This is a genomic window from Mesorhizobium sp. M0816 (genome assembly GCF_040320005.1).
Lineage (GTDB): Bacteria > Pseudomonadota > Alphaproteobacteria > Rhizobiales > Rhizobiaceae > Mesorhizobium.
In genome coordinates, this window is record NZ_JAMYOT010000024.1 from 39,103 (window position 1) to 61,639 (window position 22,537).

At 63.5% G+C, this 22,537-nt stretch carries 20 protein-coding genes and 1 pseudogene; 6 read left to right on the top strand and 15 right to left on the bottom strand.

All coding sequences use genetic code 11. From position 1 onward, the window contains the following. Positions 1-7: 7 nt before the first annotated feature. From NKI17_RS27910 to NKI17_RS27930, 5 genes are all read left to right on the top strand, one after another. The gene (locus tag NKI17_RS27910; RefSeq protein ID WP_352683624.1) at positions 8-1,375 is read left to right on the top strand and encodes a xanthine dehydrogenase family protein molybdopterin-binding subunit; all 1,368 of its coding nucleotides are present in this window, start codon (positions 8-10) and stop codon (positions 1,373-1,375) included. A 1-nt stretch (position 1,376) separates the two neighbouring features. Further along, a complete protein-coding gene (locus NKI17_RS27915) occupies positions 1,377-2,381 on the top strand; it encodes a xanthine dehydrogenase family protein molybdopterin-binding subunit (RefSeq protein ID WP_352907072.1) in 1,005 nt (334 codons plus the stop codon). Positions 2,382-2,390: 9 nt separating this feature from the next. Further along, positions 2,391-3,272 (top strand): AAA family ATPase, encoded by an 882-nt coding sequence (locus NKI17_RS27920; RefSeq protein ID WP_352798616.1) that lies wholly within the window; start codon positions 2,391-2,393, stop codon positions 3,270-3,272. 235 nt (positions 3,273-3,507) lie between these two features. Then, positions 3,508-4,644 (top strand): vWA domain-containing protein, encoded by a 1,137-nt coding sequence (locus NKI17_RS27925; RefSeq protein WP_352798618.1) that lies wholly within the window; start codon positions 3,508-3,510, stop codon positions 4,642-4,644. Beyond that, positions 4,644-5,531 (top strand): amidohydrolase family protein, encoded by an 888-nt coding sequence (locus NKI17_RS27930; RefSeq protein WP_352798620.1) that lies wholly within the window; start codon positions 4,644-4,646, stop codon positions 5,529-5,531. The genes NKI17_RS27925 and NKI17_RS27930 overlap by 1 nt, the downstream gene beginning before the upstream one ends. 213 nt (positions 5,532-5,744) lie before the next feature. Here NKI17_RS27930 and NKI17_RS27935 read toward each other — a convergent pair whose 3' ends face one another. Then, positions 5,745-6,152 carry a carboxymuconolactone decarboxylase family protein gene (locus tag NKI17_RS27935; RefSeq protein WP_352907073.1) on the bottom strand — a complete coding sequence of 136 codons (408 nt, stop codon included), beginning with the start codon at positions 6,150-6,152 and terminating at the stop codon, positions 5,745-5,747. 243 nt (positions 6,153-6,395) lie between these two features. Further along, a pseudogene (locus tag NKI17_RS27940) lies at positions 6,396-7,742 on the bottom strand (sugar ABC transporter ATP-binding protein); the annotation flags it as partial. Here NKI17_RS27940 and NKI17_RS37085 point away from each other — a divergent pair. Continuing rightward, positions 7,704-7,922: an ATP-binding cassette domain-containing protein gene (locus NKI17_RS37085; protein WP_502894635.1), complete on the top strand. Its 219-nt coding sequence runs from the start codon at positions 7,704-7,706 to the stop codon at positions 7,920-7,922. The pseudogene NKI17_RS27940 and the gene NKI17_RS37085 sit on opposite strands and share 39 nt — an antisense overlap. On the opposite strand, the gene NKI17_RS27950 is transcribed toward NKI17_RS37085, so the two are convergent. From NKI17_RS27950 to NKI17_RS28010, 13 genes are all read right to left on the bottom strand, one after another. After that, the gene (locus NKI17_RS27950; protein ID WP_352907075.1) at positions 7,891-8,949 is read right to left on the bottom strand and encodes an SMP-30/gluconolactonase/LRE family protein; all 1,059 of its coding nucleotides are present in this window, start codon (positions 8,947-8,949) and stop codon (positions 7,891-7,893) included. The genes NKI17_RS37085 and NKI17_RS27950 overlap by 32 nt on opposite strands. Then, the gene (locus NKI17_RS27955; RefSeq protein WP_352907076.1) at positions 8,946-11,069 is read right to left on the bottom strand and encodes an ABC transporter permease; all 2,124 of its coding nucleotides are present in this window, start codon (positions 11,067-11,069) and stop codon (positions 8,946-8,948) included. Before NKI17_RS27955 ends, NKI17_RS27950 begins: the two co-directional genes overlap by 4 nt. Before the next feature lie 83 nt (positions 11,070-11,152). Beyond that, entirely contained in the window at positions 11,153-12,178 is a 1,026-nt protein-coding gene (locus NKI17_RS27960) for a sugar ABC transporter substrate-binding protein (protein WP_352797901.1), read from the bottom strand. A gap of 59 nt (positions 12,179-12,237) precedes the next feature. Further along, positions 12,238-13,224, bottom strand: a complete 987-nt coding sequence (locus tag NKI17_RS27965) for an ABC transporter permease (RefSeq protein WP_352797899.1) — start codon at positions 13,222-13,224, stop codon at positions 12,238-12,240. Positions 13,225-13,504: 280 nt separating this feature from the next. Further along, positions 13,505-14,947, bottom strand: coding sequence for a DHA2 family efflux MFS transporter permease subunit (locus NKI17_RS27970; protein WP_352797896.1), 1,443 nt, complete (start codon positions 14,945-14,947; stop codon positions 13,505-13,507). Positions 14,948-15,172: 225 nt separating this feature from the next. Next, on the bottom strand, positions 15,173-15,973 hold the full coding sequence (locus NKI17_RS27975; RefSeq protein WP_023675787.1) for a 3-methyl-2-oxobutanoate hydroxymethyltransferase: 801 nt from the start codon (positions 15,971-15,973) through the stop codon (positions 15,173-15,175). Positions 15,974-16,010: 37 nt separating this feature from the next. Beyond that, positions 16,011-16,325 carry a MocE family 2Fe-2S type ferredoxin gene (locus NKI17_RS27980; RefSeq protein ID WP_352458302.1) on the bottom strand — a complete coding sequence of 105 codons (315 nt, stop codon included), beginning with the start codon at positions 16,323-16,325 and terminating at the stop codon, positions 16,011-16,013. 44 nt (positions 16,326-16,369) lie between these two features. Next, the gene (locus NKI17_RS27985) at positions 16,370-17,458 is read right to left on the bottom strand and encodes a fatty acid desaturase family protein (protein WP_352907077.1); all 1,089 of its coding nucleotides are present in this window, start codon (positions 17,456-17,458) and stop codon (positions 16,370-16,372) included. Between the two features lie 91 nt (positions 17,459-17,549). After that, complete coding sequence (locus NKI17_RS27990; protein WP_352907078.1) at positions 17,550-18,731, bottom strand: aldose 1-epimerase family protein; 1,182 nt, start codon at positions 18,729-18,731, stop codon at positions 17,550-17,552. A gap of 34 nt (positions 18,732-18,765) precedes the next feature. Continuing rightward, positions 18,766-19,548: an ATP-binding cassette domain-containing protein gene (locus NKI17_RS27995; RefSeq protein WP_352700216.1), complete on the bottom strand. Its 783-nt coding sequence runs from the start codon at positions 19,546-19,548 to the stop codon at positions 18,766-18,768. Beyond that, positions 19,545-20,549, bottom strand: coding sequence for an ABC transporter permease (locus NKI17_RS28000; RefSeq protein WP_352907079.1), 1,005 nt, complete (start codon positions 20,547-20,549; stop codon positions 19,545-19,547). The genes NKI17_RS27995 and NKI17_RS28000 overlap by 4 nt, the downstream gene beginning before the upstream one ends. 61 nt (positions 20,550-20,610) lie before the next feature. Continuing rightward, positions 20,611-21,552, bottom strand: coding sequence for a sugar ABC transporter substrate-binding protein (locus NKI17_RS28005; protein ID WP_352907080.1), 942 nt, complete (start codon positions 21,550-21,552; stop codon positions 20,611-20,613). A 37-nt stretch (positions 21,553-21,589) separates the two neighbouring features. Continuing rightward, a complete protein-coding gene (locus tag NKI17_RS28010; RefSeq protein ID WP_023675780.1) occupies positions 21,590-22,504 on the bottom strand; it encodes a sugar phosphate isomerase/epimerase family protein in 915 nt (304 codons plus the stop codon). Between the last annotated feature and the right edge of the window lie 33 nt (positions 22,505-22,537).

Here is a 22,537-nt window from a genome sequence, read left to right on the forward strand (position 1 = left end):
TAAGAAAATGGAACTCCGCAAGAGCTATTTCGCCGACCAGCGCAAGGACGATCTGCACGAGATCGGCCAGCCGCGGCCGCGTTCGGATTCGCCCGGCCATGTCACCGGCAAGACCGCCTATTTCGCCGACCGCAATTTTCCCGGCATGCTGCACCTGAAGATGGTGCGCAGCCCGCATCATCACGCCCGCATCCGCAGCATCGATACGTCAGAGGCGGAAAAGCACCCCGGCGTCGTCAAGGTGCTGACCGCCAAGGATGTGCCGCACAATGTCTACACCATCCTGATCCTGATCCAGATCGGGCCGGAGGACGAGACGGTGCTGGCCGACGGCAAGGTGCGCTGGAAGGGCGAGGCCGTGGTGGCGGTGCTGGCCGAGACCGAGCGCGCCGCGCAGCAAGCCGCCGCCAAGGTCAAGGTCGATTACGAGGTGCTGCCGGCCGTCTTCGACATGGACGAAGCGCTGAAGCCCGGCGCGCCGATCGTCAACGAATATCACGGCCGGAATTATTACCTCTACGACAGCGGCGAATGCCGCAAGGTGCGCTTCGGCGATGTCGAGGCAGGCTTTACAGGAGCCGACCACGTGCTCGAACAGACCTACCAGTCTTCACCGATCGAGCATGCGCCGACCGAAACGACCGGCTGCATCGTCGCGCCGGAGGGCAACGACCGCTTCACCTGCTACACCAACACGCAGGCGATGTTCTTCACTCTCGATAACGCCTCGATCATCCTGCAGATGCCCGGCAACAAGCTGCATTTCGTCGGCGGCACTGTCGGCGGCGGCTTTGGCGGCAAGGTCGACGTCATCGTCGAGCCGATCGCCATCCTTGGCGCCAAAATAACAGGACGACCGGTCTGTTTTATCTACAGCCGCGAGGAAGAGATGCAGATTTCCTCGCCGCGCGCCGCCGAGAAAGTCGTCATCAAGGACGGCGTCATGAACGACGGCCGCATCGTCGCGCGCAAAGTGACCGGCTACACCGACGCCGGCGCCTACTCGCGCCATTCGCCCTACGGCGCGCAGAAGGGCGCCGGCCATTATCCCGGCCCGTATACGATCCCGAATGTCTGGATCGACACCTACTGCGTCTACACCAACCGCACCCCGTCCTCTGCAATGCGTGGCTTCGGCGTGACGATTGGCGATTTCGCGCTAGAGGTACAGATGGACAAGCTCGCCCGGCTGATCGGCATGGACCCGCTCGAATTCCGTTTCATCAACGCCTATCGCGATGGCGACATGAAAGCACATCGGCAGCCGACCGAGGGTGCTGCACTGATCGAGTGCATGCAGGAAGCCTCGCGCGCCGCCAACTGGCCGGTAGCGGAAAAATTCATGGCGATGTCGTCTTACGCGAAGGGAGTTTGAGATGGCCATCAGGCACGGACGCGGCGTTGCCGCGATCAATTATCCGACCGGCATGAATCTCGGCGGCGACCCGACGCAGGCGCTGGTCCATTCGACGCCGACCGGCAATTTCATGGTGACGCTGTCGAGCGTCGATCTCGGCCAGGGCATGAAGCAGATCATGGCGCAGATCTGCGCCGAGACGATCGGCGTGCCGACCGACCGCGTCGTCGTCGACACCGCCGACACCGACACCGGCCCGCATTGCATGGGCACCTTCGCCTCGCGCGGCACGCACCGCGCCGGCAATGCCGTCATCCAGGCGGCCAGGGAAGCCCGCCAGGTGATGCTGGAAGTAGCGGCCGAGGAGCTGGAGGTGAATGCGTCGGACCTCGAGACCGACGGCCAGGGCAACATCCTGGTCAAGGGCGCGCCGCAGAAATCGATCTCGATCTTCGATGTCGCGCTGTCGGCGCATTTCAAGCGCGGCCGTTCGATTTCCGGCCGCGGCATGTTTTTGATCCCGCGCTCCTATCCGGAAAAGGAAACCGGCGCGATGAAGCCGTCGACCTGCTATGCGCATGCCTGCACGGTGGCCGAGGTCGAAGTCGACGACGAGACCGGCGAGGTCACCGTGCTGACGGTGAAGAACGTGTTTGAGATCGGCCGTGCGCTGAACCCGAAAATGGTCGAGCAGCAGCTCGTCGGCGGCTCATGGATGGGCATCAGCCATGCGCTCTACGAGACGACCGAACCCTATTATCCCAACCGCGACCATGGCGGCACCGATTTCAATCAGTATCTGATGCCGGGTCCTGGCGATGTCGCGCAAACCGAGGTCATCGTGCTGGAACGGCCCTCGGCCGACGGGCCGTACGGCGCCAAGGGGCCGGGCGAGATGTGCGCCAACCCGCAAATCCCGGCGGTGGCCAACGCCGTATTCGACGCGATCGGTGTGCGCATCGATACGCTGCCGATCACGCCGGAGCGCATCCTGCGGGCGCTGAAGGCGCAAGCATCGAACTGAGTGTTGGAAATGCCCAAGAGAAGTGCCGAGACTGTCGCGACATCGCCGGAGGCGGTGGCGTCGCGCCTCGCCGCCTCGCGCTATCTGGCCGACGAAAGCCTGGCCACCGCCATCTTCCTGGCGATAAGGCTGGGCAAGCCGCTGCTGCTCGAAGGCGCACCGGGCGTCGGCAAGACGGAAGCGGCGAAGGCGATTGCCGAAGTGCTCGGGCGTGAGCTGGTGCGACTGCAATGCTATGAGGGCATCGACGCAGCACACGCGCTCTACGAATGGAACTACCAGCGCCAGCTGCTCGCCATCCGCCATGCCGGCGAGCACGAGATCGACATCTACCACGACCGCTTCCTCATCGCGCGGCCGCTGCTGCAGGTGCTGAAGGCGCCGGAAAAGCGCGTGCTGCTGGTCGACGAGATCGACCGTTCCGACCATGAATTCGAAGCGCTGCTGCTGGAGTTCCTCTCCGATTTCCAGATCAGCATTCCCGAGCGCGGCACCATCCGCGCGACGGCGCAGCCGATCGTCATCCTGACCTCGAACCGCACCCGTGAACTGGCCGAAGCGCTGCGGCGACGCTGCGTTTATCACTGGATCACCTATCCCGACGCCGGGCGCGAAGCCGAGATCATCATGCTGCGCGCCGGCGATGTCGCCGAGGCCACGGCCCGCGCCGTGGCTGCCGCCGTGCGCGACATTCGCGCCCGTCCGTTGGCCAAGCCACCAGGCATCGCCGAGGCGGTCGAATGGGCCAACGCCGCGACCATCCTCGAAGAAGGCGGCAGCCCGTGGCCGGAAGCCTTCCGCCGCGCCATCGGCGTGCTGATCAAGGACGAGGAGGACCTTTCCTGCATCGCGCCCGAACTCGGCAAGATTGTCGAGGAGGCGCTGGCGTGAGCCGGGAAGTCGGCAATCCCCTCCTCCCGTCCATTCCGCAACGTTGGCGGGACAGCACCCCCCTCTGTCCTGCCCTCTTTGCCACCACTTGGCATCTCCCCCTCAAGGGGGGAGATCAGATGTCATCCCGGCTTTCGCTAAACTCCAACATTGCAGAAATCAGCGGAGCGTCAAAGCTGCCAATCTCCCCCCTTGAGGGGGAGATGTCCGGTAGGACAGAGGGGGGCGCGAAGGAATGATGCGGGGAGAAAGCTTGCCGCGCGCCGCAACCCCAATGCTCGGCTTCGGCCGGCTGCTCCGCCGCTATGGCTTTGCTGTCGCGCCGGAGCAGGTATTAGACTTCATGCAGGCCGTAACCCTGCTCGGGCCGCGCTCGATGGCCGATATCCGCGAGGCCGCCCTCGCCACGCTGGCGCCGCCGCCCGACCGCCGCGACGAATTCGAGGCGCATTTCCAGAGCCATTTCTATGGCAGCACTGCTGCCGTGGTCGAAGGCGAGGCCGACGAGGAAACCCGGATCAAGGACGATGGCGGAACGAGCGAAGAAGAAATCGAGGTGGTCCGCCAGCAGGAAGGCGGCGAACTGTCTTCGGCGAGCGAACAGTTGAGCGTCCGCGAGTTTCATCGCGATAGCGGCGGGCTTGCCGCCTTCCGTCGCAAGCTCGCCACCGCGTTGCCCGCCCGCCGCTCCTTCCGCACCGTGCGCACGAATGCCCGCGGCAAGCTCGACCTGCGCCGCTCGCTGCGCGAAATCGTCAGTGCCGACGGCGATATCCCCTCGCCGCTGCTGCGCCGGCGGCAGACAGTGCCGCGCAAGCTTCTCATGCTGATCGACGTGTCCGGCTCGATGAAGCTCTATACATCGGACTATCTCAAGCTGGCGCATGCGGCCGTGCAAGGCGCCGATCGGGCGGAGGTCTTCACTTTCGGCACACGGCTGACCCGCATCACCTCGGCGCTGCGCATTCGCGACCGCAATCAGGCGCTGGCCCGCGCCGCTGCCCAGGTCGACGACTGGGACGGCGGCACCCGTATGGGACCGACGCTGCTCGCGTTTCTATCGGTGCCGCGCTTCTCCGCCTTTGCACGCGGGGCGGCAATCGTCATCCTGTCCGATGCGCTGGAGCGCGGCGATCATGCCGAGCTGGAGACGGCGATGCGCCGGCTGAGCGCCCGCGCCTTTCGGCTTTCGCTGGCGACGCCATTGGCCGGCGACCCGCGCTTCCGGCCGGCAACGGCAGCACTTCGCGCCATCCTGCCGGTGCTCGACGATCTGGTCGACGGCTCCTCGATCGCCGGTCTCACCGAGTTCATCCTGTCGCTCGCCCGCCCAGCTCCGGCCGCCGCGGCAATCTGGAAAAGGGTTTCGTGATGAAGAAGGCGATCGACGCGCATTTCCACATCTGGCGCCGAGAGGACCAGCCCTGGCTGCGCGGGCCGATGGTGCCGCGCATCTTTGGCCCCTACGAGCCGATCCGCCGCGATTATCCGATCGAGGAATTCCTCGCCGACCAGCAAGGTTCGGGCGTCGAGAAGGCGGTCTACGTACAGACCAACTGGGCGAAGGAGGATTTCGAGAACGAGGTGGCGTTCCTGCAGAAGACCGCGGAAGAAACCGGCTGGCCGCACGCCATCGTGGGCTATGCCGATATGACCGTGGACGATATCAGGCCCCAGATCGACCGGCTGAAAAAATATCCACTGCTGCGCGGCGTGCGCATGCAGCTGCACTGGCACGGAACGCCGGCCTTCCGCTTCGCCGCCTCGGCCGATCAGGTCATCGACCCGAAGGTGCGGGCCAATGTCGCGCGGCTGAAGGATTACGGCCTGTCCTTCGACCTGCAGCTTTTCCCCGCCCAGATGAAGGATGGGCTGACGCTCGTCGGCGAGAACCCCGAGACCAATTTCATTCTCACCCACGCCGGCATGCTGACCGACATGGAGCCGGAGACCACCGAGGCGTGGAAGTCCGGCCTGCGCACGCTGTCAGCGGCGCCCAACCTCTATGCAAAGCTGTCCGGCCTCGGCACCTTCGTCCACCGCAACGACCCGGCGCTGATCGCCTATATCGTCGACAATGCCATCGACATCCTCGGCAGCAATCATCTGATGTTCGGCTCGAACTTCCCGATCGAGAAGCTGTGGACCAGCCATGCCGAGTTGATCAGGGCGCACCGGGAAGCGGTGGGCAAGCACGGCACGGCGGCAGAGGCCGATATCTTCTGGAACACGGCGGAGAAGGTATATCGGCCGGTGTAGCGCGCATCCCTTCTCCCCTTGTGGGAGAAGGTGGATCGGCGCGTAGCGCCGAGACGGATGAGGGGTGCTGGAAGAAACTCGGCGGAGAAAATCCAAGCGATTTGAAGCACTTACGTCTCCAAGGCAGCGATCCGTCCAGCACCCCTCATCCGACCGAGCTTCGCTCGGCCACCTTCTCCCACAAGGGGAGAAGGGAAGGCGCCGCGCCTCACCTCACCGCACCTCGAACTGCGGATCGACCGGTATCTGCATCGCGGTGACCATCTGGTTGGTCTGCCCGGCCAGCCCGATGATCGAGACCAGTTCGCCATGCTGTGCGTCGGTCATGCCCTTGGCCCGCGCTGCGGCAGTGTGGGAATGGACGCAATAGGAGCAGCCATTGGCGGTCGAGACGGCGATGTAGATCATCTCCTTGGTCAGCGGGTCGATGGCGCTGTCCGCGACCATCACTACCTTGAGCTGTTCCCAGATCCGCTTCAGCGCTGGGGGATCATTGGCCAACCCACGCCAGAAATTGTTGACGAAATCGGATTTGCGCGTCGCACGTATGTCGTCGAACACCGCCTTGACCGCCGGGATTTTTTCCACCTCGGCATCGCTCAGAAGTCTTGTGGTGGCCATGGCTTGGTCCTTTCGTTTGGATCGTTATGCGAGGTCGTTGAATCAGGTCGGGAGAGAAGGCGGCTAACCGCCTTGGGTGAATCAGCAATCGACGCGCTGAGGCAAGACCGTAAGGCTGGCCGAGTCGCCAGTCCATTCGTCGTCCTGGGGCGAAGCAAGGAGCGAAGCGACGCGGCGCAGACCCCAGGACGACGAATGGACTGGCGACTCGGCCAATTGTCGAAGTACGCATCGCCCGGGAACCTAATGCACCGCCGCGTACATGATCTTCTCCTCTGTCGCCTCCGCCGGCGAGAACTCCTCGACGATGCGGCCTTGCCGGCAGACCAGGATGCGGTCGGACAGGTTCATGATCTCCGGCAGGTAGGACGAGATGACGACGACTGCGAGGCCTTCATCGGCCAGCCGGTTGATTATCTGGTGGATTTCGGCAATCGCGCCGACATCGACGCCGCGCGTCGGTTCGTCGAAGATGACGATGCGCGGCTTCTGCACCAGCCCCTTGCCGATCACCACCTTCTGCTGATTGCCGCCGGAAAGCTCGACCACCCGGGCATTGTCGTTGATCGCCTTGACGTTCAGCGTCCTGGTCCATTCGGCCGACAGCGTCCGCATCTCCTGCGCATTGATTACCCAGCCCTTTTCCCGCCCCGCCGCCAAAAAGCCGCCGAACAGGTTCTCGGCGACGTCCATCGTCTCGAAAATCCCCTCGCTCTTGCGATCTTCGGTGACATAGACGATGCCGTCCGCCACCGCCTCGCTCGGCACGAGATAGCGCACCGGTCGGTCGTGCAGCTCGATAGTGCCGCCGCGCAGGAAGTCGCGCCTGTAGATGCCGGAGACGATCTTGAACGTCTCGGTGCGGCCCGAGCCGATCAGTCCGAAGACGCCGGTGATCTGGCCCTCGAAGATCGAGAAGGAATTGTTGCGCACGACATTGCTCATCGAGATGTCCTGCACCGACAGCACCTTCCTGCCGGGCTTGCGCAGTTTGGTCTCGTCGCGCTGGCTGTAGAGCTGTCCCGAAAGCGTGCGCCCGACCATCGCCGCGACGATCCTGTCGCGATCGAAAGCGACGGTATCGTCGGTGATCACCAGCTCGCCGTCGCGCAGGATGGTGATGCGGTCGGCGATATCAAGCGCCTCTTCGAGCGCATGGCTGATGAAGACGATCGACACGCCCCTTGCCTTGAGCCGGCGGATCAGCGCGAAGAAGTGCCGCTTTTCCTCTGGCGTCAGCGTCGCCGTCGGCTCGTCGAAGATGATGATCTCGGCATTGTGGTGGACGGCGCGTGCAATTTCGACCATCTGCCGCTTGGCCGCGCCCAGCGTCGCCACCATGGCATTAGGGTCGACGGGAAAATTCAGCGACTGCAGGAACTGCTGCGCCGAGATGTAGGTGCCGCGCAGCCGGTTGAGAAAGCTCTCGGTGCCGAGATAGAGGTTCTGCGCCACGGTCATCGACGGCACCAGGCTGGTCTCCTGGAACACCATGGCGATGCCGGCTTGAAGCGCCGCATGCGGCGAGGCGTAGGCGATCTCCTGGCCCTTGTGGAACATCTTTCCCGATGTCGCGTCGACGTGACCAAGACCTATCGCGGCGTGCCCGCGGTGAAGAATGTCAGCTTCGAGCTGCGCAAGGGCGAGATTCACGCGCTGCTCGGCGAAAATGGCGCGGGAAAATCGACGCTGACCAAGATCATCGCCGGCGTTGTCTCCAGGCGGACGATCGGTTCCATCAGCGATGCCCTCCTGAGGCCAGATCGATAGCCAGCAGGCAATCGCCGCCTTTCGAGGCGATGAACAGGCGACCGTCTTTCTCCGCCACGCTGCAGATGCCGTGGCGCGTGCCGTTGGCGCGGCTGTGCAGGCTGAATTGCGGCCGCATCTCCCGATCGAGCCTGACCACCAGCCCGTAGGAGCGGCTCGGCGACCATGGCTTGTGGATGCCCATGGTGCGGATGCCGCCGCATTGCAGCGGCTCGAGGAAGCTGCGGTTGGAGGCGAGTGCCGGCGCGATCCAGTGCTGCGGCGGCACTTGCGCCAGCATGTCGTTTCGATAGTGCGTTTCCTGCAGCACGAATTCGATCAGACGGTTCCGGGGCGCAAACAGCGCCAGCCAGGCACCGCCATCGGCGGCGGGCGATAGCCGCGCGGGATAGCCGGGCAGATGCGCCAGCACCGTCGAGCGGCTGCCTGTCGCGCTGTCGAAGCGGACGAGTTGGTGCCGCCAGCTCTCGCCGACCAGCACGTCCTTGCCGGTTGGATGCAGCCCATAGGGAAAGGCGATGTCACCGGCGAGCTTGCGGAATTCGCTGCCTGCCGGATCGCGCTTCCACAGCGAACCCGATGCGCCCTTCTTCATCAGATCGGCGGCCCATTGCGACGGCCCGTGGTCGGCCGAGCCATTGGCCAGCCAAAGCGTGCCATCTTCCGCATAGGCGAGTGCTGTGATGCAGCGGATCTCGGCCGGCAGGGCGGCCTCCTTGCCTGCAATCAGCAGCCTGCCGCTTTCGAGCCCGACCGTCAGTTCGCCGGCGGGCGAGCGCGCGAGCGCTGTGACGCAGGAGGGAAATGTCTCGACCAGAACAGGCGCGCCACCGGCGGTGACCGCGTAGACGGCATTGGCACTGGACGCCAGCAGCCGGCCGTCAGCGATCAGCAGATTGTCAGGCTCGGGCAGTTCAGCAAAGGCCGCAGCATCGTCCAGCAGCGTATTCGGCCTGAAGGCGCCATCAAGCGGCGGGATTGTCACCGCCTTGCCGCGAAAGATGTCGAGGATCGGGTCCAGCATCATGCCTTTGCTCCCCAGTAGGAAGCAGGGCTGGTCCTGTTCGGGTCGGCGCCGGCAATCCGGTAGCGGCCGATCCGGTTGTTGAGGATGCCGCCCACGAACAGAAAACCCTTGTGCTCGCGCATCGAAGTCACCATCGGATGCGCGGCGCCCGACAGGTCGCCCATCGCCTCGACGATGCCGCCGTTCTCGTCAAATTTCACCACACCGCCGGTGTTGATGTTGGGGAACAGCCATTCGTCCTGCGGCAGCCGGCGCGTCATGCGCTTGCGCATGTCGGGATGGCGCAGCGACAGGTCGAAGCTCGGCGTGCGCATGCCGAGCCAGGCCATCCAGTAATTGCCGTCGGAGGCACGGTTGATGTTGTCGGGGTAACCCGGCATGTCGCGAATGACGCATTCGGCGCTGCCTGCTTTCGGCCCTACCAGCCAATAGCGATGCACACGGCAGGCCCAGCTTTCGGCAAAAAACAGCGACTTGCCGTCATGCGCCATGCACACGCCGTTGGTATAGCGGTAGCCGTCGAGCAGCGTTCTCGTCGAGCCGTCCCTCGGGTCATAGACAAGCAGCCGCCCGGTGGCGCGGTTCTCGATCGAGTCCAGCGCCCAGTCGTGCGCGTCATAGCGCTTGGTGGAATCGGTGAAGTAGATGCGGCCGTCCGGCGCGATGTCGCAATCATTGGGGTCGCGCAGCCGCGCATCGTCGACGATCGAGGTCCAGGAGCGCGACGTTTCCGCCGAAAGCCGCTTCACCTCGCGCTGCGGCGAGACCGAATAGAGGCCCATCGCGCCAACGCAGCTGATCAGATTGCCTGTCTTGTCGAAGGCCAGGCCGAGTGGAAAGCCGCCAATATGGGCAAAGACCTCCGAGCGTTTGTAATCCGGCGCGAAGAAGCGGACGATCTCGCCATGCCTGGTGCCGCAATAGAGATGATCGTCGCGGTCGAGGATGACGTCTTCCGGGCCTTCCAGCTCGCCGAGCCCGATATGGTCGGCCTCCGACAGCCGGTTGTCGAGTTCGTAAGGCGTGCCCGAGCCCGGCGCCGCCGACTGCGTTGCGCCCATCTTCAGGTAGACCGGTGCGACATAGACCTCGTCCAGCACCTTGTGGCGGTTCTTCAGCCATCGAATGTCGATGGTGACGGCGACGGCCAGCATGATGCCCAGCACCATCTGGTTGGTGCCGGTGCCATAGCCCAGCCGGATCAGCCCGTTGGTCATGGTCAGCACGATGATCGCGCCCATCAGCCCCTTGATCACCGAACCGCGGCCGCCGCCCAGGCTGACGCCGCCGACGACCGCCGCCGTCAACGCCATGACCTCGAGGTTGAGGCCTGTGCCCGGCCCTGCCCCGCTCAGCCGGCAAGCGATGAGGAAGCCGCCGAGCGAGGCGCAGAAGCCGGAAAACACATAGGTCATGAATACGGTGCGGCGCACGCGGATGCCGGCATTGTGGGCCGAGCGCCGCGACCCGCCTACCGCCTGCACATGCCAGCCGGGCCGCGAGCGCGTCAGCGCGACGTGGGTGATGATGGCCAGGATAATCGCCGCCCACACCGCAACCGACAGGCCCCAAAAGGTATCGTCGCCGATGAAGTCCAGCACATCCGATGTGGCATCGGAAAGCTGCACGTCGGCGGCATAGGTGGTGACCAATATGTCGAACAGCGCCCGCCCGAAGATGAAGGTGACCAGTGTCGTCAGGAAAGCGCGCAGGCGGAAATAGCCGATCAGATAGCCATTGATCGCGCCGAACAGCAGGCCGGTGACGATCGAGGCGGCCAGCGCCAGCCACACCGACTGTTCGAGGATGAAGAAGACGAACACGGCGGAAAAGCAGGACAGCGCGAAGATCGAGCCGACCGAAAGGTCGATGCCGCCGCCCAGCATAACCACCGTCATGCCGGTGACCACCAGCGAGAACTCGCCGAGCTGGCGGGTCGATTCCTGCAGCGACATCGGCTTGAAGAAGCCGGGGATGATCGAACCGAACACACCGAGCGTCGCCACCAGCGCCAGGAAAGGAATGGCGTTGTCGGTCCAGCGCTTGCTTAGGATCTCGCCGACGAGGTGGTCGGGCACGAGATTGTAGCGCCAGGATTGAAGGCGTTCGCGAAAGGACATCGGTTGCTGCTGCCACTCAAGAGAGAAAGAGGCGGCCGAACCCGGTCCGGCCACCTCGTCGATGCTTGCAACGGACCCGCGGTTTACTTGGCCGCAGCTTGGGCTTGCAGTGCCTTCAAGTCCCAGCAGCTGTCTGGCTTGAGGTCGGCCTTGGTTGTCGCCTTCTCCAGCGTATAGATGTAGGTGTGCGAGGTGCCGGCCGGCTGGCCACTCTGCAACAGGAACTTGATGACGGCGTTCATGTCGCCCGACTGGCGGGCAAGGTCGGTCATCACCACCGCGCCATAGGTGCCGTCCTGCAGCTTGTCGCAGTCGGCGGTCTTTTCGCCACCGCCGGTGGTGACCAGAAAGACTTTGCCCTCGAGCTTGGCATCGCGGATCGCGGCCGATGCGCCGGTCGCGTCGCCGTCCCAGAAATCGATGATGGCGCAGATGTCGGGGTTCTGCTGCAGCATCGTCGTCGTCACGTTGCGCGAGGTCGTCGCATCCCAGTTGGAGTCCGGCTTGGCCACCACCTTGAAGTCCGGGTTCTTGTCCAGCACCTTCATGATGCCGGCATACTGGTAGAGGCTCGATGAGTTGGCCTGGTCGCCCTGCACCAGCCCGATCTTCTTGGACGAGTTCGGCCCACAACCCTTGATCGCCGCTTCGGCTTCCAGCTGGCCGAGGCGATCCCAGTCGCTGCCGACAAAGGCATCGGCCGGGAAGTTCGCCGGATTGTCGACCAGCAGGACATAGGTGCCGGCCGCCTGCGCCTTCTTCATCAGCTTGGCATAGGAGTTGAGGTCCGGCGAATGGATGATCAGCACGTCCGGCCTGGTGTCCGACGAGATTGCGTCGGTTATCGCCTGCGCGCCGGCATCGACCACCCAGTTCGGGTCACGCGTCTCGAACACGCCACCCCAGGCCTCGACCTCCGTCTTCAGGTAATGCGCCCAGCCCTGTGCCAGGTCGAAGCCCATCGCCATCGGTACCAGCATCACGCGCTTGCCCTTGAGTGCTTGCGAATAGGCGCCCGGACCCGGATCTTCGGCCGCGAAGCCCGGCGCCACGAATGCGGAGGCGGCAAGCGCTGCCGCGGCAGCCATAAACGTCCTGATGATTTTCATGTCACATCCTCTGGTTTGGTCGTTGTCGTTCGCGGCCGGCCCCAACCGTTCGCGTCAGTCTAAATGTCGCCTTGCTGCGCGGTCTGCTCGTCGCGCGGATTGATGAATCCGTCGACGATGATCGCCGCCAGCAGGATCGCGGCCTTGATCAGGTTCTGATAGAGCAGCGGAATGTCGATGATGGTCATCGCGTTGAGCAGGATGCCGATCAGCGCGGCACCCACCAGCACGTTGCGCACCCCGCCCCGCCCGCCAGACAGACCGATGCCGCCGATCACCGCCACCAGCACGATGTCGTAGAGCAGCGTGGAATTGACGATGCGGGTGTTGATCGAATGCAGGCTGGCGGCGGTGAGCAGGCCGGCCACCAGCGAGACCAGGGCCGACAGCACGTAGCGCAGCACCAGCATCGGGCGCACTGGAATGCCGATGTTGCGCGCCGCGACCGGGTTGTCGCCGGCGAAATAGACGTAGCGGCCCCATTTGGTGTAGCGCAGGAACAGGAAAAAGGCGAAAGCCAGCCCGGCGAAGACAAACACCTCGACCGGGATGTCGAGGAAACGCAGCCCGCCCAGAAGCTCGACCCAATGGCCGGGCGGCACCGGCACGGCGTCCTGCGTGATCAGTTGTGAACGCACATAGCCGAAGACGAAGGATGCGGTCGCCAGCGTCACGAAGATCGCCGGAACCTCGGCGTAGGCGACCAGGATTCCGTTCAACAGCCCGATGGCGAGAACGCCGGCGAGCACATAGGCGAAGGCCAGCTCGTCGGATGTTCCCGAATTCAGCAGTTGCAGATACCAGGCGACCGACATCGCCATGATCGCCACCGCCGACAGGTCGATGCCCCTGCCGATAATGACGACCGCCATGCCGAGCGCCAATATGCCCAGCACCGAGACCGAGCGCACGATGGCAACGAGATTGTTCGAGTTGATAAACCCGGGCAGTCCGATGGCGGCGGCAATGAACAGCACAACCGCGATGGCAAAGACAATGCCCTCCTGGTTCAGGCTTCTCCAGTTTAGCCAGCCGGTCGCGTTCATTGCCCGCTTTCACCCGCGATGGCTACGCCCTGCTCCCTCTGCGGCCATCGGAACGAAAGCTAATCGGCTCAAGACCAATTCGTCAAATGAATCCGCGCATTGCAGGCCGGCTTGCGAGGAAATTCTGCGGTTGGACGCGCCGATTAGCGAGGCTGGCGCAATGCCAGGAACTCAAGCACTTTTGCAATTGACCGTGCCAATCGAACCGTTCGCAAAAGTTTGTTCCACAACGAGCGAAGCAGGCAGAATTTATGTCCGCGATCGCCGCTGGATTCCCGCGTCAAATCCGCGAAACATGGCCCGAGACCTCGGCGCCGGCGGCCTTCGCCAACGCCAGAAAGCGGAACGAGGCGACGAGCCCGATTGCGCCGATCACCAGGAAGGCAAGGCGGAAGTCGACGAGATCGAGCGCTGCCGCGCCCCTGGCGATCTGTGACAGGTTGAGCAGTGCCGCCGCAACCGCCACGCCGAACAGCATCGCCACCTGCTGCAGCATGCTGGACAACGTCGCCGCCGAACTACGCTGCTGTGAGGCCACATCGGCGAAGGCCAGCGTGTTCAGCGCGGTGAACTGCATCGATCGCGACAGTCCGGCGATCAGCATCAGCACCACCACCAACGCTTGCGGCGTCTGCGGCGAAAGCGCCGCGCAGGCCATGATCGACAAAGAGGCGATCACGCCGTTGACGATCAGCACCGAACGGAAACCGAATCGCCTCAGCGTCGGCGTCGTCACCGCCTTCATACCGAGATTGCCGAGGAAATAGGCCAGGATCATCATGCCCGCATCGACCGGGCTCAGGCCGAAGCCGACCTGGAACAAAAGCGGCAGCAGGAACGGCGTGGCGTTGATGGCGATCCGGAAGATCGTGCCGGCCGACAGCGTCGAGATGGCGAAGGTCTGCACCTTGAAAGCTGTGAGATCGAGCAGCGGATGGTTGGCGCGTCGCAGATGCCGCACCGCCAGCCAGCCGACCAAAATGCCCGTGCCGAGCAATGCCACGGTCGGCAACACACCCTCCTGCGGATGCGCGATGCGCTCGAGGCCATAGAGCATCGCGGCGAGCCCCACCGAGGTCAGCAGGAAGCCCGGCCAGTCGAGCGGCCTAGCGCCGCCTTCGCGGTCGCCGGGAATGAAGCGAGCGACCAGTGCCAAACCGGCAACCCCAAGCGGAATGTTGATAAAGAAATTCCAGTGCCAGGAGAGATAGGTGGTGATGAAGCCGCCAAGCACCGGCCCGACCACCGGCGCGAACAGCGCCGGCCAGGTGATCAGCGCCGTGGCGTTGAGAAGCTCGGATTTCGGCGCGTTGCGCAGCACCAGGATGCGGCCGACCGGCGTCATCAGCGCGCTGCCCAGGCCCTGAACCGCGCGTGCGGCGACGAACTCGGCCAGGTTCTGTGAGATGCCGCAAACGAGCGAGGCCAGCGTGAACAGGGCGATCGCCACGAGGAAGATGTTGCGCGCGCCAAAACGGTCGGCAAGCCAGCCGGACAGCGGCACGAACACCGCCATGGTCAGCATATAGACGGTGATGCCGATGCTCATCGCCACCGCCGGTACGCCGAAGGATTCTCCCATCTGCGGCAGCGAGGTCGAGATGATGGTCGAATCCAGAAGCTGCATGAAAAAGGCGACGGCGACGATCAGCGCCACCCGCCGAGCTTGCCGCGCCGCCGGCGCGGTTTCGGGCAAGGCTTTGTTTTCGGGAATGGCGGTCATGCGCAGAACTGTCCGAAGGGGAATTTTCACCCGCTCCATCGGCAACCGCACAATTGTCCGGCAAACCGATGACGCACCGGTTTCAACAGCATCTGGCCGGTGCCGTCCAGACCTGGTCCAACAAACTTTCGTGTGGCATCGCAGCCGGCCATGCGATGACCTGGCCCTGGCGCCGAACCGGCCTTCACGATCCGCGATGACGCTTTGTGCCGCTGCCGGGGCGTCTTATGCGGCTTCGATCTTCTCCAGGAACAGACTGAGCTGGTCCGGGTCCATGTGCACGACGTGCCTGTCTTCGGGATACGCCAGGCTGTTCACATCGGCGACATATTCGGAGAAGGCAGCGATGCGTTCGGCCTGCAGGCGATCGTATTCGGCGGCGAAATTGCGATAGACCTTGGAATGGCGCGGCATGTGGCCACGGTTCTGGCCGAGGATGTCGTCTGCGAACAGATACTGCGCGTCACAGCCGGTGCCCGCTCCCATCGACAGCATGATCAGCGACGTCCGTTCCGAGATCGCCTTGGCCACTTCCACCGGCACCACCTCGATCTCGGCGCCGATCGCGCCGGCGGCCTCCAGTTGCTTCACCGCCTCGAACACCTGCATGGCGGTGTCGGCGGTCTTGCCGACAGCCTTGAAGCCGCCGGTCCAGGTGGCGCGTGACGGGATGAGGCCGACATGGCCGATTACCGGAATGGCGTCGTCGGCCATCCGCTTGATGGTGGCATAGCCGGCGCTGCAATAGACCGCATCGGCGCTGGCCTTGTAGAGCCGGAACGCCCAGCGGACGAAATCGTCGGCCGTGCCGATCTCGAAGAAATTCTCGCCCGGCATGGTGAACAGGCTGGGTGCCGCATCGCGGTATTGCGGATTGAGCACCAGCTCCGGCGGCACCGAGACGATGTCGACGCCGGCGCGTTCGGCGGCCTCGGCCTCGTCCATCGTCAGCACGCGCAGCATCGTCAGCTGCCGCTTGCCCTTCATGGCCCGCAGGTCTGCGACGGTCGGTCTTTTCCGGCTCATGGATTTTGGTCCCCTTTGCTACGTGACAGAAGGCCGGTCAGGCGATCTGGATCATCACCTTGCCAGCTTCGACCTTGACTGGATAGGTCGCAAGATTGACGCAAACGGGAGCGCCCTTCGCCTGGCCGGTCTTATAATTGAAGCGGCCATTGTGCTTTGGGCATTCGATGATGTCGTCCATGACAAGCCCGTCGGCCAGATGCGCCTTCTCATGCGTACAAAACCCGTCGGTGGCGAAGAATTCATCGTCCGGCGAACGGTAGATCGCGAAGGTGCGGCCGCCATGGTCGAAGCGGATGACATCTTCCTCGTCGACATCGTCCACGGCGCACGCTTCGACCCAATCGGCCATTCTATATCTCTCCTGAAATTTTCTGCATGGCGCCGGTGCGGTGCCTATTCAGCCGCCGCCGACATGTTCACTTCGTGGAACTCGCCACGATAGGGCCTGGCCGTTGGCGGCAGTTCGCGCTTGAGGAAATAATCCTCGTATTTGAGCTGCCTGAGCAGGACAGGCCAGACCTCGCGATAGGCATGCCATATCGACGGGTTCGGCTCCGGCAGATCGTGCTTGATCAATTCATGCAGCTTGGGCAGCGCGTGATAGGGCACCATCGGAAACATGTGGTGCTCGACGTGGTAGTTCATGTTCCAGTAGATGAACCGGCTGATCGGGTTCATGTACACGGTACGGGTGTTGAGCCGGTGATCGACGACGTTGTCGGCCAGACCGATGTGTTGCAGCAGGCCGGTCATAACCATGTGCCAGGTGCCGTAGAGGCGCGGCACGCCGATGAGCACCACCGGCACCCACGACTGCATGTAGAGGGCGAGTGCTATCGTGGCGATGTAGATGGCAATATGCCAGCGCGCCGCGATGACGGCCTTGTGCTGTTCCATCTCGGGAACGTAGCTTTTCTCGTCGGGCGTCAGCTTGCCGAACGCCTGGCGTACCAGTGCCGGAAGCGAATAGCGAAAATCGAGGATGCCGGTGAAAGCCAGCGCCGCACGCAAAAGGTCCGGCGGGCGCATCACGGCGATCTCGGCGTCGCGGCCGACGATGATGGTGTCGGTGTGGTGGCGGGCATGGCTCCAGCGCCAGGTCACCGGGTTGCGCATCAGCATGAAGCTGGCGATCTGGTAGACGACATCGTTCATCCAGCGCGTGCGGAAGGCAGTGCCATGGCCGCATTCGTGCCAGCGCGAGTCGCTGGACGAGCCGTAGAGCACGCCGTAGACGAAGAAGAACGGCACGCACCACCAGGTACCCCAGAAATAGATGGCGCCGGCGGCCGAGCCGAGGATGGCGACGATCCAGATGATCGTGTCGCGGATCGCCGGACCGTCTGAGCGCTGCATCAACTCCTTGATCGCCTTGCGGGGGACATCCGTGTGGTACCACTCCGCCGAGGCCAGTCCCGTCTCGATCGCCCTGCGCGTGCTTTCGCCGACCAGGCTGTAATCGCGCTTTACCGTGCCAGCCATTGTGACCTCCGATTCCCGATCTGCCGCGAGCCCTCCCTGCTCCGGCCGGAGCCAGCCTCCCAACTGGTGTCCCGTATCTTGTTCGCCATTATCACGACCTGCCTCCAAGAACAGGAAAACGGCCCGACGGCTGCGGGTAGTCCTCTCGCGGCTGCCTGGCGATTGCCGCGATCCGGCTCTCCGCATCGGCGATCTCGCCGGCCCCGTCGAGAACCCGGAACACGGCATCGTAGGAGCGGCTCTCGCCGTGCTCCAGCCAAATCATCTCGCCGCGTTCGCGCGCGGCCAGATTCCCAAGCACATGATGCGTCGACGGCTCGATGCCAAGCGCGTACTGCCCGGCCTGGAAATTCTGCCATTGATAGGCGCAGGGCAATTGGTCCTTGCGCGTGACCACCTCGAAGCCGAGGCCGAGCCTATCGTTGACCACCGCCACCGGCACTTCGCCGGCGCTGTCGGCGCCGAGCTCGTGCTGCCAGACCTGTTCCTTGAACCCCGGTTGCGGAGCCGGCACCGTGCGGTAGCCGACCTTCTGCGCCTCATAGCGCTCGCCGGCATGGCCTGCCCAGATGACGTCGCGGATCGGCGCCAGGTAGCGCGCGCCCTCGTCGAGCACCGGATGACTGACATTGATGTGGTAGAAATACATATGCGGCGTCCGGTTGAAGCCGTGATTGACGACACGGTCCGAAAGCCGGATCTCGTTGCCGCCGACATCGGCCTCGATCCGCCGCAGCAGATGCAGATCTTCACCGAATACCGTCGATTGCTGGACGATGCCTTCGGCCCACAACACGCAGCGGTCGCCGTCCCAGGTCTCGCCATAGCCGGTCAGCCGCGCCGGAATGGTGCTGATGCGGCCGTGCAGCGAATGGCGCACCATCGTCTTCGGCGGGTAGTTGTAGGTATCGGCCGGTACTTCGTTCATGAACAATATATGGTCGAGGCCGCAGGTCAGCAGAAGGCCGGAAAACGACCGCGCCCACGCCAATCCCTCCTCGCCTTCATACTCGTGCAGGCCGGGATGGCGAAAACCGCTCGGCGAGTGCCAGCCGATCGCCTGGCCTTTGAAGTCGCAGTCGGCGATGTCGAGCGCCCGGTCGACCAGCGCAGTGAAGCGCAGGCCGGAGCCGGTGCGGAATTCGAGCATGCGGATGCCGCGCTCGACGCCGTCGCCAAGCGTCATCAGCCGCACGCCGGCGAACTGCGACAGCATGCCGGATCGTTCCGAGACCTGCCGGCGCGACAGCGTCTTGCCGTAAAGCTCTACCATGTGACGGCCAGTTCTTTCACTTTGCTCCCGACCTTCATTTCGCTCTCGTCTCCTTGAGCAGGGCCGACATGTCGGCGCCGGTGATGATGCTTTCCACGGTCAGCAGGTCGGTGTCGGCGACCGTCTGCTCGGCGACGATCTCGCCGCGGCGCATGACGATGATGCGATCGGCGACCTGGAAGACGTGATGGATGTTGTGGGTGATCAAAAGCACCGAGTGACCGGCGTCGCGCACTTCCTTGACGAAGCGCAGCACGCCGTGCGTTTCCTCGACGCCGAGATTGTTGGTCGGCTCGTCGAGGATGATGACCTTGGCGGCAAATTGCATGGCACGCGAAATGGCGATCGATTGGCGCTCGCCGCCCGACAATGTGCTGACCAGCGCATCGGCGTCGAGTTTTTTCGAGATGCCGACGCGCTTCAATAGAGCCGACGCAGCATCGCGCAATCGAGCGAGATCGAGCGGCGCGAACACGCCCAGCCATTTGAGATTGACCGGCTCGCGGCCGAGGAAAAGATTGCGCGCAATGCTGAGATCGGGCGCCAGCGAGGTGTCCTGGTGGATGGTCTCGATGCCGAGATCCATCGCATCGCGTGTCGAGCGGATCGAGACCTTCTGGCCGCGCACATAGATCTCGCCGCGATCGACCGGAAACACGCCCGAGATCGCCTTGATCAGCGTCGATTTGCCGGCGCCGTTGTCACCGAGCAAGGCCACCACTTCGCCCTCGTTGAGCGTGAAGGAGGCGCTCTTCAGGGCGCGGACGCTGCCGAAGGATTTTTGCAAATTCTGCAGCCGAAGCACTTCCATGATCAGCTCCTGGCGGCGTTCTTCTGCAGCAAAGCGTGCAGGATGAGCATGGCAAGGATGATGATGCCGACGAAGATGTTGTAGGCGAGCCCGGGCACGCCGATCAGCACGATGCCGTTGCGGATGCTGCGCAGCATCAGCGCGCCGACGATGGTGCCTAGGATGGTGCCGCGCCCACCGGTCAGCGCAGTGCCGCCGACCACCACCATGGCGATCACCTCGAGCTCGTAGCCGGTGCCGGCCACCGGCGAGGCGGCAGAGATGCGGAAGGCGCTGATCATGCCGGCGAGACCGGCCAGCACCGAGGTCAGGATGAACAGCCAGATCTTGACCGCATCGGCCGGCACGCCGCGCGCCACGGCAGCGTTACGGTTCGAGCCGATAGCGCTGATCCAGTTGCCGAGCTTGGCGTAGCGCAGCACATAGATCGCCAGTAGCGACAGGCCGATGAACCACCACAGCGAGGTATAGAAACGGAACGTTCCGATATTGAAGCTGCCGGCCAGCAGCGTCACGAAGAAGCCTGGCTGGTTCCAGGATTTCAGCGGAAAGCCTTGGGTGATGTAAAGCGCTGCCCCACGCACGACGAGCAACATCGACAGTGTCACCAGGAAGGACGAGATCCCGATCTTGGTGACGATCAGGCCGTTGATCGCACCGATCGCTATGCAGAGCAGCAGGCCGGCCAACAGCGCGACGCCAATATCAAACCCGCCGTTCTGCACCAGCAGCATGACGACGACCGGCGCCAGCCCGAACACGGCACCGACCGAAAGGTCGAACTCGCCCGCCGTCAGAAGCAGCGTCATGCCGAGCGCGATGATGCCGAGCTCGGGCAGGAACGCCATCATGTTGGAGATGTTGAGCGGCGACAGGAAATTCGCGTCGGCGATCGCGAACACCGCCAGCAGGACGATCAGGATGACGAGCGAAGAGAACTGCGGCGAGCGCATCAGGCTCGACCTGCGTTTGGCACGCGGCATTTCCTCTTCTGCGGCAATTGTCATGACAGTTCGAACCATACGCCAGGGTGACGCTCGCCGCCTGCGCGGCGAGCGTCAGTTTCAATCATTTGTTGTAGAGTTTCAGGATCGGTTCGACGCTCGAGGCGTCGTAGAGGCTGAACGTGTGAATGTCGTAGCCGATCGGTTCGCCCGCGGCGGCGAGACCGAGCAGCGCCACCGGCATGAAGCCCTGCGCCGATGGGAACTGCCAGGCAGCCGCGTTGATGAAGCCGGACTTGACTGACTCGGCGGTTTCCTTCGAATTGCCCCAGCCGACGACCGGAATCTTGCCGGCCGGCACGCCGGCGCCGTCGAACACCCGCTTGACGCTGGCCGCGACGGAATCGCCGAGCGCGATGATTGCCGGCGGATTGTTGGCAACCATGTAGTCGGTCATCTTGGCGATGATGCCGGCCGGATCGGTGCCGCAATCGACCACGTCATATTTGATGCCGAGCGGATCGAAGACGCTGGCAATGCCTTCGGTCTCGAGCTGCTGGTAGCTGGCGCCCGGCACTTCGACCGGCAGGAACACTTTGTCGCCCTGCTTCACCATCTTGTGGTCGACCAGATATTTCGCCCAGATGACACCGGCTTCCTTAAGGTCGGCGCCGACATAGGCCTGCCGGCCGGTTGCCGGATCGTCGGTATTGAAGAACACGATCGGGATGCCGGCCGCCTTGGCTGCCTTGACCTCCTCGGTCCACAGGCCGGGCTGCGCCGAGGTCGTGGCGATGCCGTCCGGTTTGGCGGCGAGTGCCGAGTTGAAGGCTTCCTTCTGCGCCGCCATGTCGCCGCCGCTGAACGAGATCTTGCAGGTCACCTTGAGCTGGTCGCAGGCCTTGGTGGCGCCGGCATTCCAGTCGATCCAGAAGGCATCCGACGGGCCGCCATGCGACAGCAGGTAGAACGTCTTCTGGGCGTCCTGCGCCAGCGCCGGCGTACCCAGCGCAACACCGGCGAGAACCGTCGCCGCGGCAGCGACTTTCAACGCGAATTTCAACATTTCTCTTCCTCCCTTGTTTCGTAGCCGAACCGCGCCATCACAGTCCGTTGGCGCGGAATTTTCCGTCGAGGAATTTCTTGGCACGGGGCACGTCGTCTTCCGAAAGATGCTCGATGATGACCGGGATGTTCGGATGCTTTTCGGCCAGCCGCTTGAGATAGAGGTCGTAATTCAGCGAACCGAGGCCGGGCGCCGGCAGCTCGATCTCGCCGACGCCGCGGAAGGTGTGGCTCTCCAGCGCGTCCTCGTCGCCGATGTCTGCGTGCTTTTCCGACTTGTCGCCGCCGGAACGCTTGACGTCCTTGGCGTGGGCAATCTTGATCTTGTCGGTCAATGTGTCGAACACCTGGTTCAGGATCTGGTCCATCCTGTCGATGTTGTGCGTTTCGAAATAGTTGGTCGGGTCCATCAGCAGGCCGAGGCCTGGGTGGTCGATCTGCGCGAACATCCTCACCGTCTCTTCGACCGAACCGACGACATTGTTGACATAGGTTTCGAGCAGGAAGACTGCGCCGTGGTCATAGGCGGTCTGGGCAAGGTCGGCGATGACCTTGCGGCATTCCTCAAAACCTTCCTCGGTCTTGTTCTTCGGGTGATGCACCCAGTCGGACTCGGTGTTGTAGGTACCGGTTTCCGAGATCACGTAAGGGGTGCCGAAATGGCGTGCGTTGCGGATGATCTCCTTCAAATAGCCGACGCGCCGCTCGCGCTCGCCCAGGTCCGGATGGATGATGTTGGTGTAGCCCGACACACAGCAGATCGGCAGATTGTGGTCGCGGAACGTATCGCGGACAGTCTTGGCCTTGTCCTTGGTGATCTGTCCGGCGGAAAGGTCGATATCCCTGAAATGCAGGTCGAGCTGCACGGTGTTGAAATCGAGCGCACGGATCTTCTGCGCGGTTTCCTTGAGGCCATACGGGAAATAACCCGTGAAAATACCTGCCTGCATCATGGTGTGAAGTCCTCCCTGTAAGTGATTCAGTCG